Source organism: Paenibacillus sp. 01T47 (assembly GCF_056398245.1).
Map to the genome: position 1 here is coordinate 116,666 of NZ_JBFTPA010000011.1, position 20,810 is coordinate 137,475.

At 39.9% G+C, this 20,810-nt stretch carries 13 protein-coding genes; 3 read left to right on the forward strand and 10 right to left on the reverse strand.

The annotated features are described in order from the left end of the window. Positions 1-28 precede the first annotated feature (28 nt). From AC1DOV_RS21130 to galU, 5 genes are all read right to left on the reverse strand, one after another. Positions 29-2,074: a glycosyltransferase family 4 protein gene (locus AC1DOV_RS21130; RefSeq protein WP_477550997.1), complete on the reverse strand. Its 2,046-nt coding sequence runs from the start codon at positions 2,072-2,074 to the stop codon at positions 29-31. 3 nt (positions 2,075-2,077) lie between these two features. Further along, positions 2,078-4,261, reverse strand: a complete 2,184-nt coding sequence (locus AC1DOV_RS21135) for a methyltransferase domain-containing protein (protein WP_477550998.1) — start codon at positions 4,259-4,261, stop codon at positions 2,078-2,080. A gap of 13 nt (positions 4,262-4,274) precedes the next feature. After that, positions 4,275-5,552: an ABC transporter ATP-binding protein gene (locus AC1DOV_RS21140; RefSeq protein ID WP_477550999.1), complete on the reverse strand. Its 1,278-nt coding sequence runs from the start codon at positions 5,550-5,552 to the stop codon at positions 4,275-4,277. After that, positions 5,542-6,366 carry an ABC transporter permease gene (locus AC1DOV_RS21145; RefSeq protein ID WP_441876324.1) on the reverse strand — a complete coding sequence of 275 codons (825 nt, stop codon included), beginning with the start codon at positions 6,364-6,366 and terminating at the stop codon, positions 5,542-5,544. Before AC1DOV_RS21145 ends, AC1DOV_RS21140 begins: the two co-directional genes overlap by 11 nt. An 87-nt stretch (positions 6,367-6,453) precedes the next feature. Continuing rightward, a complete protein-coding gene (galU, locus tag AC1DOV_RS21150) occupies positions 6,454-7,335 on the reverse strand; it encodes a UTP--glucose-1-phosphate uridylyltransferase GalU (protein ID WP_477551000.1) in 882 nt (293 codons plus the stop codon). A 272-nt stretch (positions 7,336-7,607) separates the two neighbouring features. On the opposite strand from galU, the gene AC1DOV_RS21155 reads away from it, so the two are divergent. From AC1DOV_RS21155 to AC1DOV_RS21165, 3 genes are all read left to right on the forward strand, one after another. Continuing rightward, the gene (locus AC1DOV_RS21155; RefSeq protein ID WP_477551001.1) at positions 7,608-9,869 is read left to right on the forward strand and encodes an O-antigen ligase family protein; all 2,262 of its coding nucleotides are present in this window, start codon (positions 7,608-7,610) and stop codon (positions 9,867-9,869) included. 207 nt (positions 9,870-10,076) lie between these two features. Further along, positions 10,077-11,090 carry a peptidoglycan DD-metalloendopeptidase family protein gene (locus AC1DOV_RS21160; RefSeq protein WP_441876316.1) on the forward strand — a complete coding sequence of 338 codons (1,014 nt, stop codon included), beginning with the start codon at positions 10,077-10,079 and terminating at the stop codon, positions 11,088-11,090. Between the two features lie 5 nt (positions 11,091-11,095). Further along, positions 11,096-11,542: a bactofilin family protein gene (locus AC1DOV_RS21165; protein WP_477551002.1), complete on the forward strand. Its 447-nt coding sequence runs from the start codon at positions 11,096-11,098 to the stop codon at positions 11,540-11,542. Between the two features lie 83 nt (positions 11,543-11,625). Here the strand turns inward: AC1DOV_RS21165 and AC1DOV_RS21170 are convergent, their stop codons facing one another. From AC1DOV_RS21170 to gltB, 5 genes are all read right to left on the reverse strand, one after another. Beyond that, complete coding sequence (locus AC1DOV_RS21170) at positions 11,626-12,420, reverse strand: ABC transporter permease (RefSeq protein ID WP_076268918.1); 795 nt, start codon at positions 12,418-12,420, stop codon at positions 11,626-11,628. Further along, positions 12,413-13,333: an ABC transporter ATP-binding protein gene (locus tag AC1DOV_RS21175; protein ID WP_441876309.1), complete on the reverse strand. Its 921-nt coding sequence runs from the start codon at positions 13,331-13,333 to the stop codon at positions 12,413-12,415. The genes AC1DOV_RS21170 and AC1DOV_RS21175 overlap by 8 nt, the downstream gene beginning before the upstream one ends. A gap of 519 nt (positions 13,334-13,852) precedes the next feature. Beyond that, on the reverse strand, positions 13,853-15,235 hold the full coding sequence (locus tag AC1DOV_RS21180) for a sugar phosphate nucleotidyltransferase (protein ID WP_477551003.1): 1,383 nt from the start codon (positions 15,233-15,235) through the stop codon (positions 13,853-13,855). A gap of 50 nt (positions 15,236-15,285) precedes the next feature. Next, positions 15,286-15,726 (reverse strand): PilZ domain-containing protein, encoded by a 441-nt coding sequence (locus tag AC1DOV_RS21185; protein WP_076268921.1) that lies wholly within the window; start codon positions 15,724-15,726, stop codon positions 15,286-15,288. A gap of 385 nt (positions 15,727-16,111) precedes the next feature. Then, positions 16,112-20,716, reverse strand: coding sequence for a glutamate synthase large subunit (gltB, locus tag AC1DOV_RS21190; protein WP_477551004.1), 4,605 nt, complete (start codon positions 20,714-20,716; stop codon positions 16,112-16,114). Positions 20,717-20,810 lie beyond the last annotated feature (94 nt).

Consider the following 20,810-nt stretch of genomic DNA (forward strand, 5'->3'; position numbering starts at 1 on the left):
TTTCATACCAACTTCCTACACCAGAATGCTATCTTTTAGATCTAAGTTTTTTTACGACAACATAAAATTTTCTTAGAACATTTACAGCTATTCTTCCTTTTAATCCATCCATACCATCAGTTCTATTTTTTAACTTATGATAGAAACTTTTAAAATTATTTTTAATATATATTTCTTTGATCTCACTTTCAGCAACCGATGCTTGTCTTATAAGTGGATAAAGAATATTCGGGTTCCAAGTCTTGTTTTTAGTAGATCTGTGCAGCTTATAGACCGATTGCTCCTTATTTATATTAAGGAATTTTGAACTAATCTCAATGTATGCCCTTGGAATAACATATCCTTTTTTATTTATCAACTCCATCTCACCCAAGTTGCCCATTCGATTGTCAAAGACATCTCTAAGATTAGCCAATGAATCATCAATACTTACAATTGATCTAGTCAATCTTGAATAAGGATAATAATTATGATTTTCATACAAATCAAACTGTGAAATATTAGAATTTCCGCTGTAATAGCATCCTACAAAACGAAGATCAGAAGACTTTGAGTAAATTCTTTTTGCAACAGAAATGAATAATGGATCAATAACATCACCTTCGTAACAGGTTAGAACATATGGCATGAGCGACATTAAATGATCAGTACTTCCATCGAAACGTTTGGCGAATCTAATTTCTCCAAGAAACAAAACGGGAATTCCTGGTGGATCTAATGATAAAATGTAACATTTTTCTTGATCTACATCAGGATGATTTAAAAGTGAAAGATAATTACTAATATCATTTCCTTCATCTTTTAATAAAACAATAGAGCATTTCCAATCATAGTTATTAACTTTATCTGCATTCAAATCATCATTATTTTCCTCAAAAATAGATTCATATGTTCTATTAAATGTGCCATTGTTTATAACAGAATAAGGATAACTAAGTTTACTTCTTAGCTCACTACTTAAAAACAGTGTTTCCATTTTCGAAACAAGATCAAGTGAAGTATTATTGTAGACCAAAGAATTCTTTTCATGATGAAAGTAATCATTAAACGCTGGTATGTTATTAGATATGATAGGTATGCCCAATGAATATAACTCATGAATACTATAACAAAAAGACTCAATACGATTAGGAAAAACCGCAAATCTGACGTTTTGAATAACCTTCTCTAGTTCCTTATGATTCAATTGTCCTGTGAATACAAATCGATTTCTAAGCTCTTCTGGAATTCGTGCTAACAATTGATTACGATAGGGCTGACCTGATAAGTCCATACCGTCATAACCAACTATATAAAATAAAGATTGGTTACTTACATTCTTCAACATAAACATAACCGCAGCATCTACAAGGATGTCAACACCCTTTAATTGAAATACACGTCCATAAAATAAAACATCTTGTTGTTTTTCATTAACACTGTATTCTATATCATTCCAAGGTATTACGGGTGGAGGAGAGACAATTAAATTTTCTAGTCTAACACCGTAACGCTCCATATAAAGGTTGCTCCATGCCTTAGAAGGCACCATTACAAAATCAGCATTTTGTATCGAGCTTTTCTCCATTTGATACATTTCAAGTTTATGTATATTTAATTCATTAGGTATCTGTTCCATATCCATGAGATCAATGGTGCAATGTGCCCTAATAGTTAAAATTATTTGAGCAAATTCACCTTCAAAACGCTTTGCACGTACAGAAAAATAACCAATACCAACATAGTCAAAAAATTCAACATAGTTAATTAAATACAGTGAAGTTAACTTTACCAATCCTCTATAAAAACGATAGCTTTTTTGCAAAAAAACATTATCATATCCTTCACCGCAGCCAGACTCGTCCAATAATAACTGCGAAAGACAAACTATTGTAAGATTGTTAAAGTTGGGTAGATCTTGTTTGTAATTATTTTCATAAAGATCACATTCATGCTTGGGCATATCTAATAATAAGATAATATGATTATTGTTGTTTTTTAATAATTCTTGTATCGCATAATGAATAAACACACCGCAGCCACCTGCATTTATAGGTGCAAGTTCGTAAGAAACAAATACATATGTTTTAATCATTTTTCAACGCTCTCCTCCAAGAAACGTCTCTATACTCTGCTTCGCTAGTCTATTATTTTCCACTTTCCATTCTTGATATAACCGAATTATTTCATCTTTGTTTTGAAGAGCAACCTGGATTTTCTTAGATATTTCTACCGGGTCATCAGGATAACTAACAATTAGATAATCTGCAAGTGGACTTCCTTGAAAGTAATGATGATTTGGACCTGTAAGGCATGGAACCCCCATGTCTAAACTTTCCAAGACAAGCAAAGGAGCACATTCGGAAAATGTTACATACAGATTAATATCATTAGTCATCATTTGGTTTAATAACTCTTCCCTCGGCACAGCATTCTCAATACCCTTAAAATCAATATTTAATTGCTGAGCAAACTCTTTCATCCTTGAAGTGTATGGAATTGCATTTACTTGAACATTATCAATTAGCGCAGCTGCCGCTATTTGAGTAAAAGCATTTTTATTCCACGTATTTCCAGATGCATAAACACCAATCCTAACAATCTTATCTTCAACTTGAATAGATTTACGTAGTATTTTTTTATCTAGATTAACTGTATTTAGTATAAAAAAACTTGGAAATCCTTTCTGTTCATATAAAGTTGCCATACTCTGTTTAGCAAAACCCCATGCGTCAATTATACCCTCATTTACAAGTTGAATTATTTCTTGATACCTATACCAAGAGTAATCCTCATACATATGTGTTGTATTTCCATGCCAAAATATTTTTAATGATAAGTTTGGATTTAATTCCTTCAACATTTTAGCAAGTTGAAAATAACCAATTGCAAAACCACTAAAGGTAATACTAAGGGGTTTTCTATTATTGATTAGTGAAGCAATATATTTAATTTCTTTGCTATCATGCAGTTCTTTGACCGGCACTACGAATGAAAACAGTTCATTTGTAGAATTGGTGACCCCAAGCCACTCTGGCTGATGAATAGAAATGTTTTTTTCATAAGGAACTGCTGACAATAGTCCAATCAATTCTTTATACTTTATTTCATCATTTTTAGATTCTTGGATCATATTCTGAGGTATTATGTCTACAGAAACTACATCATTTTTCTTTAATTTTCTTATAATATGAAGTGTTTTGCGCAAAGGTTTTGTTAAACGATAGATACGATCCATATTTCTAAGTTTATTTATTATTCTCCAAGCAAGAGATGACTCAATCTCGTGTAGCCGGGATTCAAGATAAATGACTCGAGAACGTAATACTAGATTTTCCTCTTTATACTGAGTTTCTTCTGTAATCTTATTTTGCAAAATAACAGTTTTTTCGTTATTCTCATCAATTAAATTATTAATTTTTAATTCTTGCTCTAAAATACGTTTATTGATAGCTTCTTTCTCTTTCGTATTCTGTATGTCTCTTTCTTGAAACTCATTTAATTCAGATGTCATTTGAAACTCTTTTTCAATACGCATCTTTAATTCTTGTGTACGCCAGCCTACTTCACCTTCAAACTTTAAAATATTAGGTCTAATCCTTTGATCCATTAGCTTAAGCCTTGAAAACATAACCTGATTTTCCAGATGACCTTTAGGCCATATATCTGTAAGTTGTGTATAATATAAGTCCTGTTCATCTGCTACTTTAGTCATCAACGTGCATGATTGTCCTATTAATTCATATTCTTTTATAATTGAATGCTGCCAACAGCCGTTATGATCAGGAAATTGCAGAGTAGAGTTTGGTATGAAATTGTTCTCAAAATGGAGAATACCATGCTTTGAGACACGCACCAATTCCGCTAGTATCCCACTTAAATGTTCCGGTTGTATATGAATTAGCACTGAAACTGTATATACAAAATCAAAGTAATTATCAGGAAATGGTAACTTCGACCTCGGTTCGATCAATGTTATCCTGTTAATTAAATCTTGACGGCTTTGAAAACGTTCCTTTAAACTCTCCAGCATAGTTGGGCTTTGATCAACACCATAAAATTCAACATTAGGGATCATATCTAAATATTCTGCATGCCTACCGAAACCCACACCAAACTCCAAAACCTTTGTTTGTTTTGGCATATTTGAAAAAATACTGGTCAAAACAACTTCTTGAATACCATATAATGGTTGCATGGCTCTTCTTTTATCAACTTCATTTGCCCAATCAAACCCATTTTCTTGCCACCATGCTTCATTTTCATATATATTATTAGTCATAAAATACTCACCCTTATAATTTTATTTCAATTGGAATATACACCTTATAATGCACTGGACGATCCAGCTTCCGGATAACCTCAAATGCTGTAATACCATCAATTTGCTCATACAAATAGGTATCAGAATAATCACGATTTGTAACTTCATTAACTGCTACAGATATAGAGTAACTTCCTTGTCGCAAAGATACTGGAAATTTAAACCTAATTTGTTTTTTTTCTTTTGGTATTACTGAAATCAATGTAACATTCTCATCGAACATAGTAGTTCCAAATAAATCAACTCCAGTAATATCTCTAACCAAAAAAGAAACATTTATATTTTCTGCAACAATATCTGAAGTTATTTCACAAACAAGTGTAGCTTGTTCTCCAAACTCGTACACTTTTGTTAACTCATTTTTTTCATTACTCATATAGGCACTTAAAAATCTAATTTCGCCTGTTCCATATTTAAAAGCACTTGTATCACTATCTTTAAGAGCATTTGTTTCTTCAACGAAATGCTCATTATTTATTGGTTTAGTATCCTCGACATTTTCGTTCATTTCTTCTCTAACCATTGCTAAGTATCGATTAGTTATTCTCTCCGCTGTTCCTTGTTCAATCATCTTCCCTTTTTTAAGCAAAATCGCTGAATTGCACATTGATTTAATCGAATCTACTGAATGACTTACAAATAATAGTGTGACTCCCTTTTCTTTTAACTGCCTCATTTTAGAAACACATTTCGCTTGAAATGCAACATCGCCTACTGCTAATATTTCATCTATTATTAATATATCCGGTTCCATATTAATAGCAACAGAAAAAGCAAGTCTTGCGAACATACCACTTGAGTAAGTCTTTACTGGTTGATCAATATGATCTCCAATATCCGCAAATTTTTCAATTTCTGAAAATTTGTTTTGTATTGCCTCTCTACTAATTCCGTAAATGGCTGCATTTAAATAAACATTCTCTCGACCGGAAAACTCAGGATTAAATCCTGAACCTAACTCAAGTAATGCTACAACCTTTCCAACTATCTCAATAGAACCTGAAGTAGGAGTTACAGTGCCAGCAAGTATTTGAAGTAGCGTTGATTTACCGGAACCATTTTTGCCTACAATCCCAACGGTATCGCCACGTTTCACTTCAAATGAAATGCTATCTAATGCATGAAACTCTTCAAATCTGCCTGCTCCTTTTTTATCAAAAAAATCCAACAATCTCGCAGCTGGTGAATCATACATTTTATATGACTTACTTATGTCTTTTATCTTTAGAACTGTTTCATCAGATAACATCAGAAAATCCCTTCCTTAAAAAATTAAAAACTGTTAATCCCACTATTAAAAACGAAATAGCTATTATACATGTTACAAAGTAACTAGTAAGTGAAAATAACTGTCCATTAATAAAGATATCACGATACATTTTGATTATCGGACTTAAAGGATTAATTTCAAGATACACTCTAAATCTTTCTGGAATTAGCGATGTTGAATAAAATATAGGAGACATATAAAAGAGAATATTTATGATAAGTCCGACAATATACACTAAATCTCTCAGATAAATTCCTAATGCTGAAACAATTAAAGATACTCCTAAAGTCAAAATGATTGTAGGAAACAGAACCAATGGAGCAAATATTAATACACCATTAGGTGTATCCAAAAAAACAATCTTGCCAATTACTAAAAGTAATATTGAAAATGAACTATTAATCGCCGTGGATAATACAATGCTTGCTGGTAAAATTTCCAACTTAATTACTACTTTTTTAATGTAGTTAGCACTTTGAGTTAACACACTTACAGAACGGTTAACTGATTCAGAGAAAATCGTAAATGGTATTAAACCAGAAAAAATCATTAAAGTGTATAATAAATCACTTTTCTCTGATATATTTTCCCATCTTGATTTAAATACAACAACAAATATAAAGCTATACACAGCTAGCATTAATAATGGTGAGATCATTGCCCAAATTACGCCTAAAAATGACCCTTTATATCTTTGTTGAAAATCTCTTTTTGTAAATTCATACAAAAGCGTCCTAGCTTGATATAATGATAATAAATAGTTTTGAATTAATTGAAATCTCTTAGCAAACATAAATTACCTCATATACATTTATTGTTATTAAAATTCACTGAAAAACTATTATTTTGATCATTTCATACGCATATTTACATACAATCATCATAAACGAACAAATTTTGAGTGATAAAGATCAATTATATAATCAAGTAACCCTTCTCCAAGATCATCATGTTTTAAGCCCATCTCAATTGTAGTTTTAATAAATCCCAGCTTTTCGCCTACATCATAACGTTTGCCTTCAAAATGATATGCAAATACCTGTTCAATTTTCCCAAGCTTATCTATAGCATCAGTTAATTGGATCTCACCGCCGGCCCCTACTTTTTGACTAGATAAAATTTCAAAAATTGCAGGTGTTAGAATATATCTCCCCATTATTGCTAAGTTAGATGGTGCTTTCTCTATAGATGGCTTTTCCACCATGTTTTTAACGGAATAAAATCTTTCCATAATATATTCAGTTTCAACAATACCATAGCGACTTACTTCATTATATGGTACTGGCTGCACACCAATAATTGAAGATTCATTTTGTTCAAATAGATTTATCATCTGTTTTAGACAAGGAACCTCTGCTTGAACAATATCATCACCAAGTAGAACTGCAAATGGCTCATCTCCAATAAATTTACGAGCACACCAAATAGCATGTCCAAGCCCCTTTGGTTCTTTCTGTCTAATATAATGGATATCTGCCATATTAGAAGACCTTTGTACTTCATCTAGTAATGCAAATTTCCCTTTTTCACGAAGATTATTTTCCAATTCAAAACTGCTATCGAAATGATCCTCAATTGCTCTTTTTCCTTTGCCTGTTACAATAATTATATCTTCAATTCCTGAAGCAACAGCTTCTTCAACTATGTACTGTATGGTTGGTTTATCAACAATTGGAAGCATTTCTTTTGGCATAGCTTTTGTTGCTGGTAGGAATCTGGTTCCTAAACCTGCTGCCGGTATAATAGCTTTTCTTATCTTCATCTCTTTTCAAATCCTCCAATAAAATCTACTCCACCTTCGTTATCTTACCAAAATTCCACCTATAATCATACCTTAATCTGGGCCCCTGACCGAATAAATTGTAGAATTTTTCCGATTCCCTCTCTATTTCGACAAAACCTCATATTCTACAAATTTGTAAACTACATACAAATCGCTTCTCCTAATATAGTAATCTACTCCCCCATTTGTTAAAATACAAATAAAGCTAAATGTTTTATATCTACATAACGATGGATGAGGAGTACATACGAATGAGTGCACGGAACAAATCAAAAAGGAATACGAACACTTTAAATGCTGATTTTGCGCTTTTGAGGTGGATTGGGGCTATTGGAATCGCTCTATTTCTAGTCATCTTCCCCTATGAGAGAGCATTGTTTAACGGCTACGAATTAAGCTTTGAAGGCCCTATTTATGGGGCACTCATCTTCGGTTACGTGATGCTTGCCTTTACTGCATTTTATGTGTATCGCAACTCACAGATGAACAGTTATCGCGGAATTTTGTCGATTGCCGTCATGCTGCTTCCCTTCATTTATTGGTTGTCATCATTACAGGCGGTTTCAACCTATTATGCGAAGTTTATGACTCTCGTATTTTTCCTACTTGCTGCTTTATTCATAGGCGCTCTGTATTTTGCAGAAAATAAGCTAACCCGCAAAACGATTGAATACGCGGTTATGCTCTCTTCTTATTTAATCGTTCTATTTGGTTTACTCAACCTTTTTGGTCAACTCTATTATAAGGATGCGCTATGGCTTGCACATGACGGCTACCGCCTTTCGTCGGTATTCCAATACTCAAACTCATACGCCGGCTTCCTAGTCGCTTTATTTCTAGTTAGTTTGTATTATGCAGTTCACTGCGTGCGTCCATCTGCAAGAATCATTCATGCTGCCATGCTTGTACCGATTTGGATTTCATTCATGCTCACTTATTCACGCGGTGCAATTGTTATTATTCCAGTTATGCTGCTTATTGTGCTGCCTTTCTTACGCTTAACGAAGCAAATTACATACATCGTGTTTATGGGCGTATCTGTAATGGTTTCCATGGCTGTCCTTGGAAAACTAACAACGATTGCTGATAAAATAGCTATACTAGTTCAACCGACTGAAACAAAAGCACCAAGTACAATCTCCTTGTTCAGTTCACTGCCTATGCAGGGTTGGGGATTACTTGTGCTCGGCCTACTCATTGTTACTGGCCTTATCATGCTTTATCATGCCAAAGCTGCTGCTTTCCTAGAAACGAAGCTTACCAAGCTTTCTTCTTACAAATGGTCTTTTGCGGCTGTGCCTGTCATTACAATCGTGCTTACTGCTGTAGCAGCGGTCAGCCTTCTTGGCAGCAGTGCTATTCGCGGCTTGCTTCCTGACAAAATTGCTGCACGCTTTGAAAATATTAACCTCCAACAGCACAGCGTTTTGGAACGTTTAACCTTTTACAAAGACGGTCTTCGTGTAGCTGAGGATTACCCGCTGCTTGGAGGAGGCGGCGGCGCTTGGCAAGCCATGTTTGAGCAATATCAGAATAACCCTTATTGGAGCAGACAAGCACATAGCTTCTTTGTACAAGTTCTTGTGGAGAGCGGTTGGCTTGGTCTATTAGCAGTCGTCGGACTGCTCGCGTTTGTATATTTTTTATACATCCGATCCTTTATTCGTTATCCCGAGCTTAGAGGCAGCCATTTTGTCTTTTTCATTTTTTCTTTGGCGCTGCTAGTCCACAGTGTGATCGATTTTGATATGAGCTATATTTATATTATCTCTCTCGTCTTTATTTCTCTCGGTTGTATGCTTGCTCCATATAGCCACAAGCTAATAATCGAACGCATGAATGGCAAGCTTAATAAATCTTGGCCAAAAATCGCATATCCAGCGGTTATGGCGTTATTGTCTATATTCCTTCTAGTCATTTCCATTCGAGAAACTAACGCAACTAGTAACTATAATAAAGCTATCGATTTGGCAGTTGGGCAGCAAACTTCTTTAGAACAACTTCTGCCTATACTTGATCGTGCCATTAAGTCTTCACCAACACAGCCTTATTATAAGCTAACGAAAGCTGACTGGCTGGAGCAGGCTTATAAGCAAACGAACACCGCTACATTCCTTGACCAAGCTCTTAGTACTGTAAAAGAAGGCAGAAAATATGATCCTTATAATCGAAGCCTTCTAATGTCGGAATATCGTTTTCTGCAAGAAAAAGGGCTTTTTGAAGAGTCGCTAGCAACGATTAATGAAGGCGTCAAAAAATTCCCTTGGGATATCAATCTATATGAAGCTGCGATAACCTCATACGCCAAAGCAAATCAAACTGCACTAACTGACAAGGATGAAGCTAAAGCAAATCAATATGCTCAGCAGGTTGTCGATCTCTCTAACGAAGTTAAAAGAAGAATCGGTCAGCTAGCTTCACTTCCAGCCGAGCAGCAGCAAGGCCGTACATTTGCAATGACACCAGGTATAGAGGAAGCAGTTGCCCAAATCGAGCTTGCTTCGGCACAATAAAGTGTTGTGATGATCTCGTATTACAAAGACTGCCCGCTTGCACAATTCATGTGCGACGGGCAGTCTTTCTCGTTTCATACAAGTTTCACGCAAGTTTCTTGTATGTTTCACACAAGTTTTATGGCATGTTTTACTTCGTTTAAGAATAAATAGCAATAGAACGTTCTGATCGTTTATAGCCAATCTTAAGTAGGAAGGAGAAGTCTATTGAAACGAGTCCAGAAGCCAAAATGGTCTTTTGTCGTGCTGCGCGGCGCTGACAAAACCGTTAAACAGTTTCACGTTTCAAAGCGATCGGTCTTTGCCGCTCCAACGGCGGTAGTAATAGCAGTTACGGGCTGTATTGCGGGGCTTCAAATAAAGTCGGCCTATGAAATGAACCAACTGGAAGAACAGATGTCACAACAAGACGAACTATTTGCACAAACCGTTTCCGATAAAAACGAAGCTATTGTCTCGCTGCAGCAAGAAATAATCGGATTGTCAGAGCAAGCAAATGAAATGAAAGAGAAAATCGATGATCTGCAGCAGCTCGAACTAAAGCTGAAGCAATTTATCGCAAACTATGGCAGTAAACTTGAAACCTCTACCTATCTGACGCCAATAGACAAAAGTGAGACAACTGTAAAAATTCTTTCCGATACTTCCTCAACAGGAAATCGGAGCTTTAACGATTCGAAGCAAAGCAAACAGTTTGTTTTGCTCGCACAGGAAACAGGACTTCATCTCGCCGATTTGCAGCGGATGGTCGAGACGATGGAGGATTCATTAACGTTGACGCTGCAGCTCGCACAAGCGACGCGAGTCTCCGTCGATGCTTATCCTTCCGGCTGGCCGACACGCTCCAAAATGCTGACCTCTGGATTTGGTTATCGAAGAGATCCTTTTACCGGACGAACGGCTTTCCACGCTGGACTAGACATCACTGGCAAGCTAGGAGATCCCATATTTAGCGCAGCAGACGGCACTGTATCGGACACTGGCTTCAATAACTCACTGGGCAAGTATATTATCATTGATCATCTCGGAGGCCTGCAAAGCGCCTATATGCACTTAAAGGAAATCGAAGCGAAAGAAGGCGACACCGTCGTTCGAGGCGAAAAGATCGGTTTGCTCGGATCGAGCGGCAGAAGCACTGGTCCGCATTTGCATTTCCAAATTATGCAGAAAAACGAGCCTGTTAACCCTTTACCATTTTTGTCATTAATAAAGGAGGATTAATGTTTATGTTCAAGGACCATAAGCGGCTGGCAGCCACTGATACATTAATTGGCCAAGGCACGATAAGCGAGGGCCGGCTAATTTGTGAAGCAAGTCTTCGCATTGAAGGGGAGCACCGAGGCGATATCGAATGCAAAGCTGACGTCATCATTGGAGAATGTGGCCTTGCTCGCTCGAATATTACGGCGCGCGATATTACCATTGCAGGAAAGGTGTTCGGAGATATCGTCACCAAGGGGAGGCTAATCATTACTTCCTCCGGCACGTTAACGGGGGCAATTACAACCCAAACACTTATCATTCAAGATGGCGGCAAGCTGAATGGCAACTGCTACATGGAGCAAGCAGCTGACAGCAAAAATCGTGTGCCAGTAGAATCCGATCCACCACAAATCATCGGTAAAGAAGCAGTAATTAAAGAATCCAAAGAGAAATCTCGCCAAGCAGGATAGTACAGCAAAAAAGCCGTTCTACACGTGCATGTCTTCCGAAGAAGCAGCATGTATAGAAACGGCTTTTTTAATTCATCTAAAGTCTAAGCTGCAACATCGCGTTTCTTAAAGGTATACCATGTAATGGCGATGAATAGAGCATAATAAACACCGAGCACCACAAGCGAAAAGCCTAAGGTCATGCCCTCTCTCATCGGATTTCCATCCAAGTATTGCGTTAGATTCAAATGAATAAACAATAGATAATCGATCCAATTGTAATCGAGCATCGCAATTAAACCAATAAAGCTGTTCACGCCTAGAAGAAGAAACAATGCCATACCAATCGCTAAACCGCTGCTGCGGAATACAGTAGAGAGCATGAACGCAAGCGTTACGGTAACAACAAGCGAAATTAACGTTAAGCCATAATACTTAAGCATATACGAAAATGGATTCGTTCCTTCATCTCCAACGAAGGTTGGCTTTATATCTGGCGACGCATTAATGCCGAAGCAAATCCAGTTCACGAATATCGTCGTAGCAAACAGTACAATAGCAAGCAAAAGAGCGAATATCATGATCGAAATATATTTAGACAACAATATTTTCGAGCGTGACCATGGTCTGATAAGCAGAAGCTTGATGGTGCCACTCGTAAATTCCTCAGCAACGCCGCCAGCAGCGATTACTACGGTAAAGATCGTAACGAGCAGAAACAAAATGGAGGATTCCATAAAAGCAACATCCCACATCGAAGCATCTCTACCGCCGAATATTACCCATAAAATAGAAATAGCCAAAACTAACAAAACCAATATACCGGTCATCACCCATGTGCGAGGACGACGGTAAATTTTCATATTCTCATTTTGAATAAGCGGCAAAAAATTACCCAATTCGTTCCCCTCCTGTCACTTCTAAAAATTGGTCTTCAAGTGTCTTAACCTGTACGCGAATGCCATAAACCTTGATTCCAGCATGAACGAGAGAAGCATTAATGGCAGCTGTGTTTTCCTTATCCGTCTCAACCGCTATGGCATCTTTGCCTTCAAGCACCGCGGAAAAGCCAGATGTGAACAACACATCCATCGCAGCCTGCTGACTGTCCACTTCAATAACAACACGGTTATGTACTTTGGCTGCATGCTCGCCCTTAATGGTTCGCACGTCTATGAGCTTGCCATTTTGAATGATCGCGACACGATCACACATAAGCTCCATTTCAGATAATAAGTGGCTCGATACAAATACAGCAATACCTTCTTCTTTGGAAAGCATGCGCAAATAATCACGAAGCTCTCTTATCCCTGCCGGATCCAAGCCATTCGTAGGTTCATCCAATATAAGCAGCTGAGGTTTATGCAAAATAGCCTGTGCTACGCCAAGCCGCTGCCGCATGCCGAGCGAATAGGTTTTCACCTTATCCCGAATTCGCCCTTCAAGACCAACAAGCTTAACAACCTCATGAACACGATGCTCTGTAATGCCTGGAATCATTCGTGCATAATGAATTAAATTATCATAGCCGCTCAAGTATTTGTACATTTCAGGATTCTCAACAATCGCTCCAACATGGCGAATTGCCTTTTCGTATTCCTTTGTAATGCTATGTCCTCCAATAGTGATTTCACCATCTGTGAGCGACATTAAGCCAACCATCATTCGAATCGTAGTGGTTTTACCCGAGCCGTTGGGACCAAGGAAACCAAATACTTCCCCAAGTGGGATATCAAGCGTTAAGCGATCAATAATCGTTCTGCCGCCGATTTTTTTGGTTACATTTTTTAATTTAACAATAGGCTGATCCATATTTGTGCTCCTCCTTCAAAAATCCAAATCCTATTCATTATAAACGATTAAGGAAACAATTGGTAGTTTACAAAAAAATACACCTCCACTCTACAGTTAAACTGTAGGGCAGAGGCTCTCATTATCATTTGTGCGATAGGGCTGTATAACATGTTCGGCAACTTTCGCATCTGCACGAAGGAACATTTTATAGTCATAGTTACTGGTCTTACCCGGCGATCCTACTATAGCATCCAGCCTATCCTGCTCCACGCTGCATGTTAAGCAATAACCCATTGGATGTACCACTCGGAAAAATCCTGTTCGAAACAAAATATCTGCTTCAGGACTTAAAAGCATCTCCCCGCAACTAACACAATAAAAACGGTCCTTTGAACATATCATTCGATAGATCGCTCCCTCTCTCTTTCGTAATGATTGTATCAACCTCAACATTAAAAACGGCATTAAGCGTTAAATGGCAGAAGTTCTATCATAACGTCGATTTGCAATCCATCCCAAACATGCTTTAACAGCATATTATACACTATTTAATTGACTAGTGATTTCATCCCATGTCGTTCCAAGCCGTATAATGTCATCCTCATTAATCTGTTTGCCTGTTTGAACCTCAATTAGCTCAACGTCCGTAATTGCCCGCAGGCTGTGCCTCGTTCTCTCCGGAATCGATACGGTATCGCCTGGCTCAACGTGACGGTACAGATCATCCAGAATAAGCACTCCCTCTCCTGAGATAATGGTCCACGCTTCTCTTCGCTTAAAATGCATTTGATAGCTTATATTTTGGCCAGCTGCAACAAAAACCCGCTTTGTAACACAATGAGTTCCTGATGACAAGACAACGCAATCAACAATTTTGGAATGCCCCCATCGGCGCTCCTCATACTTTGGACGCTCATTCATGAGCTTAAGCTTCGCATCCAGCTCATTACTCGCATTTTTGCTAGTAACCAAAATGCCGTCGGGACTTGCCGCAACAATCACATTCGTAAGCCCAATAATGGAGATAGGAATGTCCAGCTCATTGATGAGCTGGGATTGCTCGCTGTCATCCGATATTTCGCCCATGCCTAGTCGTTCAAAGGCCAGCTCCTCGGATAATGTTTTCCATGTGCCAAGATCTTTCCACTCACCGTCGTAGCAAATAACTGAACGAGAGGTTTCTTTTTGCGATACTTCAATTTCGAAACTTGATTTAGGAATTTTCGTATACTGTTTATATAGTTCATCATAATGGATAGGCAGCCTGCGATTCATGAGCAAAGTAATCATATAATCAAGCTTGAAAGCGTAAATACCGCTATTCCATAACGCTCCGCCTTTTATTAATTGATTAGCTTCAGCCTCATACGGTTTCTCTTTGAATGAATGTACTCTACGTTCATAGCTGTCATCATCATTGCTGTGCCGATTGGCTTCTGGAACGATATATCCATATTGCTCTGAAGGATAACTCGGCTTAGTCCCAACCATTAGCAGCTCAGATTTGCTTTCTCTGATCAGCTTTGGAAGTCCTCTTATACATGAGAAAAAATCACAGCTTACATAAGCATCAACTGGTATGACAATGACCGTTTCATTTAAAGATACGCCCGCGATTGAATACAAATAAGCAGCGGATAACGCTATCGCAGGAAACGTGTCACGCTGCTCAGGCTCAATGATAAGCGGTGCTTTTACACCAACCTGTCTTTGTAAAATCTCCACCTGCTCACGGCAAGTCGAAATGCGAGTATGCTCCTGCAAATCCGACTCTTCCAACTGGCGCCATATACGCTGCAGCATTGATTCCATGCCGCCGTTTGGACTCTCCAGTACAGTTAAATATTGTTTTGCTCGACTACTATTCGACAAAGGCCATAATCTCTTTCCAGATCCGCCTGATAACAAAATAATTTTCAAGGCATGTCCCCCTTCTAAGTTGTTATTGAATTCTACTTCCTATCAGATCGTTAACTACTGTAATACAGCCGTTTTGTATTCAATAATCTGCTGTATAAATAATGAATTTTTTTCTGCTGTGGCTGACTTTCTAATATTTCTTGGTTCATGACACCAATAATAAGAGAGCGAAGTGTATTCGAGCATTCAAATAACACGCCATGAGCGAATTGATTATCTTGTTTCAAATTCCAAACGATCCGACCGCGAATCATAATCTGCACATTCGAAATCGTCATTCGAAATTCAACAAGATAATTGGATTGAATCGGTAATTGCAAGCCGGATAAGAAGCATAAACCATTTTGGCTTAAATTAAGTAGAAGTACTGTAGTCGTAGATGGCGTCAACAATTGTCCATCTTTACTAATTAGCCGCAGCTCTGCCTTAACGCCCTCTGTGAAGCGTAGCCTAATGTGGTTGCGCGAGGCATCATTTGAATTCATCGCCATGCTTAATTCCTCCATCATACCTAATAGCAATAACAATCCTTGTTACAGCTCAAATACTGGACTCCATTTTTATTAATGCCTATTCCTCTAGCAAGAAATCTATTTCAAGTACAGTGACGGCTGCGTCCCAAGCTCCCTCTCCGCTATCCATCTCTACTTTATCTCTTAACCTCTGACCAACTACATATAAATTACTAATAATGATAGATATATTAACATCATTATACCCGAGTCCGCGGATGGAATATGTCGGTTAATGGGCGCGGCTTTCTTCTAATTTGGTGGCATTTTGTCGAAAAACAAAAGGGACTGTCGTCTGAAGTAATGAAGCTACTTCAGGGACAGTCCCTTTACTCGTATATACGATTTATAAAATAAGTCTGAATTACTTGCCGCCTGCGCGTGCAAGCTCTTTCTTGTTCGCTTCGAACGCTGCAAGAAGTGCTGCTTCGCCCACTAAGCCTGTATCTTCAACCTTGCGGATCTGTTCAAGCATACGCTTGTAGTCCTTAGGAATAACTTTAACGAATTTCGAAAGCGACGCTTCCCAATCATTCAATAGACGGGTACCAATCGCACTCTCTGTATACTTAACATGTGATTCAATCAAACCACGAAGTTCAGCAACATCTACAGAGTCCTCTAGGCGCTCCAGCAATACCATCTCCAAATTGCAATGATTGTAGAAATCGCCTTTCTCATCATAGATATAAGCGACTCCGCCAGACATACCTGCCGCAAAGTTACGACCTGTGAGGCCAAGAATAACGACGCGTCCGCCTGTCATATACTCACAGCCATGATCGCCGACACCTTCTACAACTACATTTGCGCCGCTGTTCCGAACAGCGAAGCGTTCGCCAGCTGCACCGCGGATATAGGCTTGACCGCTAGTAGCACCATACAGCGCTGTGTTACCGATAATAACATTGTCCTCTGCCACAAAAGTTGCCTTTGGTGACGGTGCTACAATGATTTTACCGCCGGATAGACCTTTTCCTACATAGTCATTCGAATCGCCTTCGATTGACAACGTGATTCCTTTTGGCACGAATGCACCAAAGCTTTGGCCAGCCGTTCCGACAAAATGGTAAGAAATCGTATCTTCCGGCAAACCTGCTGCACCGTATTTACGCGTAACTTCGCTACCAAGAATCGTACCAACAACACGGTTCGTGTTCAAAATAGGGAATGTTCCGCGCACGCGCTCGCCATTCTCAATCGCAGCCTTTGCAAGTGGAACGAGCTGCTGCATATCAAGCGACAATTCAAGGCCATGGTTTTGCTCTTGAACATTGTAGCGAACTGCATCCTGTGGTAGATCAGCTTCGTACAGCAAGCCAGAGAGATCAATACCTTTTGCTTTGTAATGCTCAAGAAGCTGCTTCGTTTCCAAAATATCGACGCGTCCAACCATTTCTTGAATGGTACGGAAACCGAGCTCTGCCATAATCTCACGCAGCTCTTCAGCAATGAAGCGCAGGTAGTTAACAACATGGCTAGGATCGCCCATAAATTTTTTGCGAAGCTCAGGATTTTGTGTTGCTACGCCTACTGGACAAGTATCCAATTGGCATACACGCATCATGATGCAGCCTAGCACGATAAGCGGAGCCGTCGAGAAGCCATATTCTTCTGCTCCAAGCAGTACAGCAATCGCAACGTCACGGCCATTCATCATTTTGCCATCTGTCTCAAGAACGACACGGTCACGCAATTTATTTAGCATTAGCGTTTGATGTGTTTCTGCAAGACCAAGCTCCCACGGCAAACCTGCGTGACGAATCGAGCCCATTGGAGAAGCTCCAGTTCCGCCATCATAACCGCTGACCATAATAACATCTGCGCGGCCTTTCGCAACGCCAGTCGCAATCGTACCAACGCCAACACCAGATACCAGCTTTACATTGATTCTTGCACGTGGATTAGCATTTTTCAAGTCATGAACAAGCTCTGCCAAATCCTCAATAGAATAAATATCGTGATGCGGCGGCGGCGAGATCAGTCCTACGCCAGGCGTGGAACCACGAACCTCAGCTACCCAAGGATATACTTTAAGGCCAGGCAGTTGACCGCCCTCACCAGGCTTAGCGCCTTGAGCCATTTTAATTTGAATCTCATCTGCATTAACCAAGTAGTTGCTCGTTACGCCAAAACGTCCCGATGCTACTTGTTTAATCGCGCTGCGTCTTGAGTCGCCATTCGCATCTGGTATAAAGCGTGCTGGATCTTCTCCACCCTCGCCCGTATTCGATTTGCCGCCTAGGCGGTTCATCGCGATAGCCAGACTCTCATGGGCTTCTTTACTGATTGAACCAAATGACATCGCACCTGTTTTGAAGCGTTTTACGATGGATTCAAGCGATTCAACTTCCTCAAGCGGAACGGCTTGACGGCCTTCCTTAAACTTGAGCAAAGAACGAAGCGTAAGATGTTTTTTGTCCTCGCCCTGTACAAGCGCAGAGAACTTTTTGTAAAGCTTGTAGTCATTTGCACGAGAAGCCATCTGTAGCGTATGAATCGTTTGCGGTGTAAACAAATGGTCTTCGCCATCTTTACGCCACTGGTAATCACCGCCAGAGTCAAGCTCTTTCTCTCCGCCTTCTTGCTCAGCGAAAGCGCGGTTATGGTGCTTCAACGTCTCTTCAGCAATAACATCTAGACCGATGCCGCCGATGCGGGACGGTGTCCATGTGAAGTACTCGTTGATCACATCTTCTTTCAAGCCGAGCGCTTCAAAGATTTGAGCGCCACGGTAGGATTGAATAGTCGAGATACCCATTTTGGACAATATTTTAATAACGCCTTTAGTGGCTGCTTTAATATAATTTTTCACTGCTTTATCATGCGATACGCCGCGAAGCATGCCTTGCTTAATCATGTCGTCAAGCGATTCAAATGCAAGATAAGGGTTAACTGCGCTTACGCCGTAACCAAGCAGCAATGCATAGTGATGCACTTCACGAGGTTCGCCGGATTCCAGCAAAATAGCAACCTTTGTCCGTGTACCTTGGCGAATAAGATGATGATGCAGTGCCGCTACTGCCAGCAAAGCTGGAATTGCAGCATTTTCCTTGTCGACGCCACGATCGGATAGAATAAGCAGATTATGTCCCTTCGCAATAACACGATCAGCCGCTTCACACATTTGTGTAAGCGCAGCGCGCAAGCCCGTCTCACCCTCATTTGCAGGGAAGAAGATCGGGAGTGTAATGGAACGAAAGCCAGGACGGCGCACATGGCGCAGCTTGGCGAATTGCTCATTAGACAAAATAGGCGTATCCAATTTGATGTGTCGGCAGCTCTCTGGCTCTGGATTAAGCAGATTGCGTTCTGGACCAATCGTTGTACCTGTCGCAGTAATAATCTCCTCACGAATCGCATCAATAGGCGGATTCGTAACTTGTGCAAACAACTGCTTGAAGTAATTGTACAAACGCTGCGGACGCTCTGACAACACCGCCAGCGGTGCATCATAACCCATTGAAGCGATAGGCTCCATGCCGCTGCCAGCCATCGGCTCAAGCACTTTGCGAATGTCCTCAAATGTGTATCCGAACGCTTGCTGTCTCATTTGAACAGTAGCATGGTTTGGTTCTGGCAGCTCAGGAGCTTCCGGCAAATCTTCCAAATCAACAAGATGCTCATTCAGCCATTCGCGATATGGATGCTCGGTCTCGATTTCCGCTTTCACTTCTTCATCAGAAATGATGCGGCCTTGCTCTGTATCTACTAGCAGCATGCGTCCTGGACGCAAGCGGTCTTTGTACAAAATATCCTCTGGCGGAATCTCAACGGTTCCAGCCTCGGAGCCGAGAATAATATGATCGTCCTTCGTTACGTAATAACGAGCTGGACGAAGACCATTGCGGTCAAGCACCGCACCGATTTTTACGCCGTCAGTGAAACCAAGCGCAGCTGGGCCATCCCATGGCTCCATCAATGTGCTGTGGTATTCATAAAATGCTTTGCGCTCGTCGCTCATGCTCTCATGATTGGACCAAGGCTCTGGCACCATCATCATTGCAGCATGTGCCATCGAACGACCGGACAAGAATAGGAACTCCAGCGTGTTGTCGAACATTGCTGTATCCGATCCATCTGGGTTAATAACAGGTTTGATTTTCTCGATATCATCACCGAACAATTCAGAGGCAAACAAGGTTTGACGGGCATGCATCCAGTTCACATTGCCGCGAAGGGTATTAATTTCTCCGTTATGAATCATATAATGGAAAGGATGAGCGCGTTCCCAGCTTGGGAATGTATTCGTACTAAAACGGGAATGTACAAGCGCCATTGCCGAAACAACGGATTCATCGTTCAGCTCGGTATAGAACGAACGCACCTGCTCAGTCGTAAGCATTCCTTTATATACGATTTTTCTAGAGGATAGGCTTGAGAAGTAAAACATATTGCCGCCTTCTTTGCCGGCATAACGAATCGCAAGCTCAGCGCGCTTACGAATAACATATAATTTGCGTTCAAATGCCATATTGTCCTTGAGGCTGTCGTTCATGCCGATAAACAATTGACGAACATAAGGCTTAACAGCTAATGCGGATTCACCCAGTTTCTTATCATCCGTTGGAACCGTACGCCAACCGATAACCGATTGGTTCTCCTCTTGAACGATCGTTTCCACTTCACGCTCAATTGCACGGCGAGCTTCTTCATCCTGCGGCATAAAAATCATACCTACGGCATAGTGTCCTTCGGCGGGAAGTACAATTTCTTGCTTTTTTAATTCAGCCGCAAAAAATGTATGAGGAATTTGAAGTAAAATACCTGCTCCATCTCCCGTATTCGGTTCGCTGCCTTGACCACCGCGATGCTCCATATTCTCGAGCAGCATCAGCGCTTGGCGAATGACCTTGTGTGACTTGATTCCCTTGATGTTGGCCACAAAGCCCATGCCGCATGCGTCTTTCTCAAACTGCGGATCATAGAGCCCCTGCTTCGGCGGCAATCCCAAAATATGTTCTTTCATTGTGAGCAACCTTTCTATGAGAAGATTTTTGGGTAAGCGTGAACGTGTTGAAATTAAGCACCGATGAATACGCATTACGCTTCATTTTTGGCTT

Excerpts from the sequence above, each read along its gene's own strand:
- AC1DOV_RS21130 (WP_477550997.1), bottom strand. The coding sequence starts at position 2,074 with ATGATTAAAACATATGTATTTGTTTCTTACGAACTTGCACCTATAAAT.
- AC1DOV_RS21155 (WP_477551001.1), top strand. The coding sequence starts at position 7,608 with ATGAGTGCACGGAACAAATCAAAAAGGAATACGAACACTTTAAATGCT.
- AC1DOV_RS21165 (WP_477551002.1), top strand. The coding sequence starts at position 11,096 with ATGTTCAAGGACCATAAGCGGCTGGCAGCCACTGATACATTAATTGGC.
- AC1DOV_RS21140 (WP_477550999.1), bottom strand. The coding sequence starts at position 5,552 with ATGTTATCTGATGAAACAGTTCTAAAGATAAAAGACATAAGTAAGTCA.
- AC1DOV_RS21175 (WP_441876309.1), bottom strand. The coding sequence starts at position 13,333 with ATGGATCAGCCTATTGTTAAATTAAAAAATGTAACCAAAAAAATCGGC.
- AC1DOV_RS21145 (WP_441876324.1), bottom strand. The coding sequence starts at position 6,366 with ATGTTTGCTAAGAGATTTCAATTAATTCAAAACTATTTATTATCATTA.
- gltB (WP_477551004.1), bottom strand. The coding sequence starts at position 20,716 with ATGAAAGAACATATTTTGGGATTGCCGCCGAAGCAGGGGCTCTATGAT.
- AC1DOV_RS21135 (WP_477550998.1), bottom strand. The coding sequence starts at position 4,261 with ATGACTAATAATATATATGAAAATGAAGCATGGTGGCAAGAAAATGGG.
- galU (WP_477551000.1), bottom strand. The coding sequence starts at position 7,335 with ATGAAGATAAGAAAAGCTATTATACCGGCAGCAGGTTTAGGAACCAGA.
- AC1DOV_RS21185 (WP_076268921.1), bottom strand. The coding sequence starts at position 15,726 with ATGGCGATGAATTCAAATGATGCCTCGCGCAACCACATTAGGCTACGC.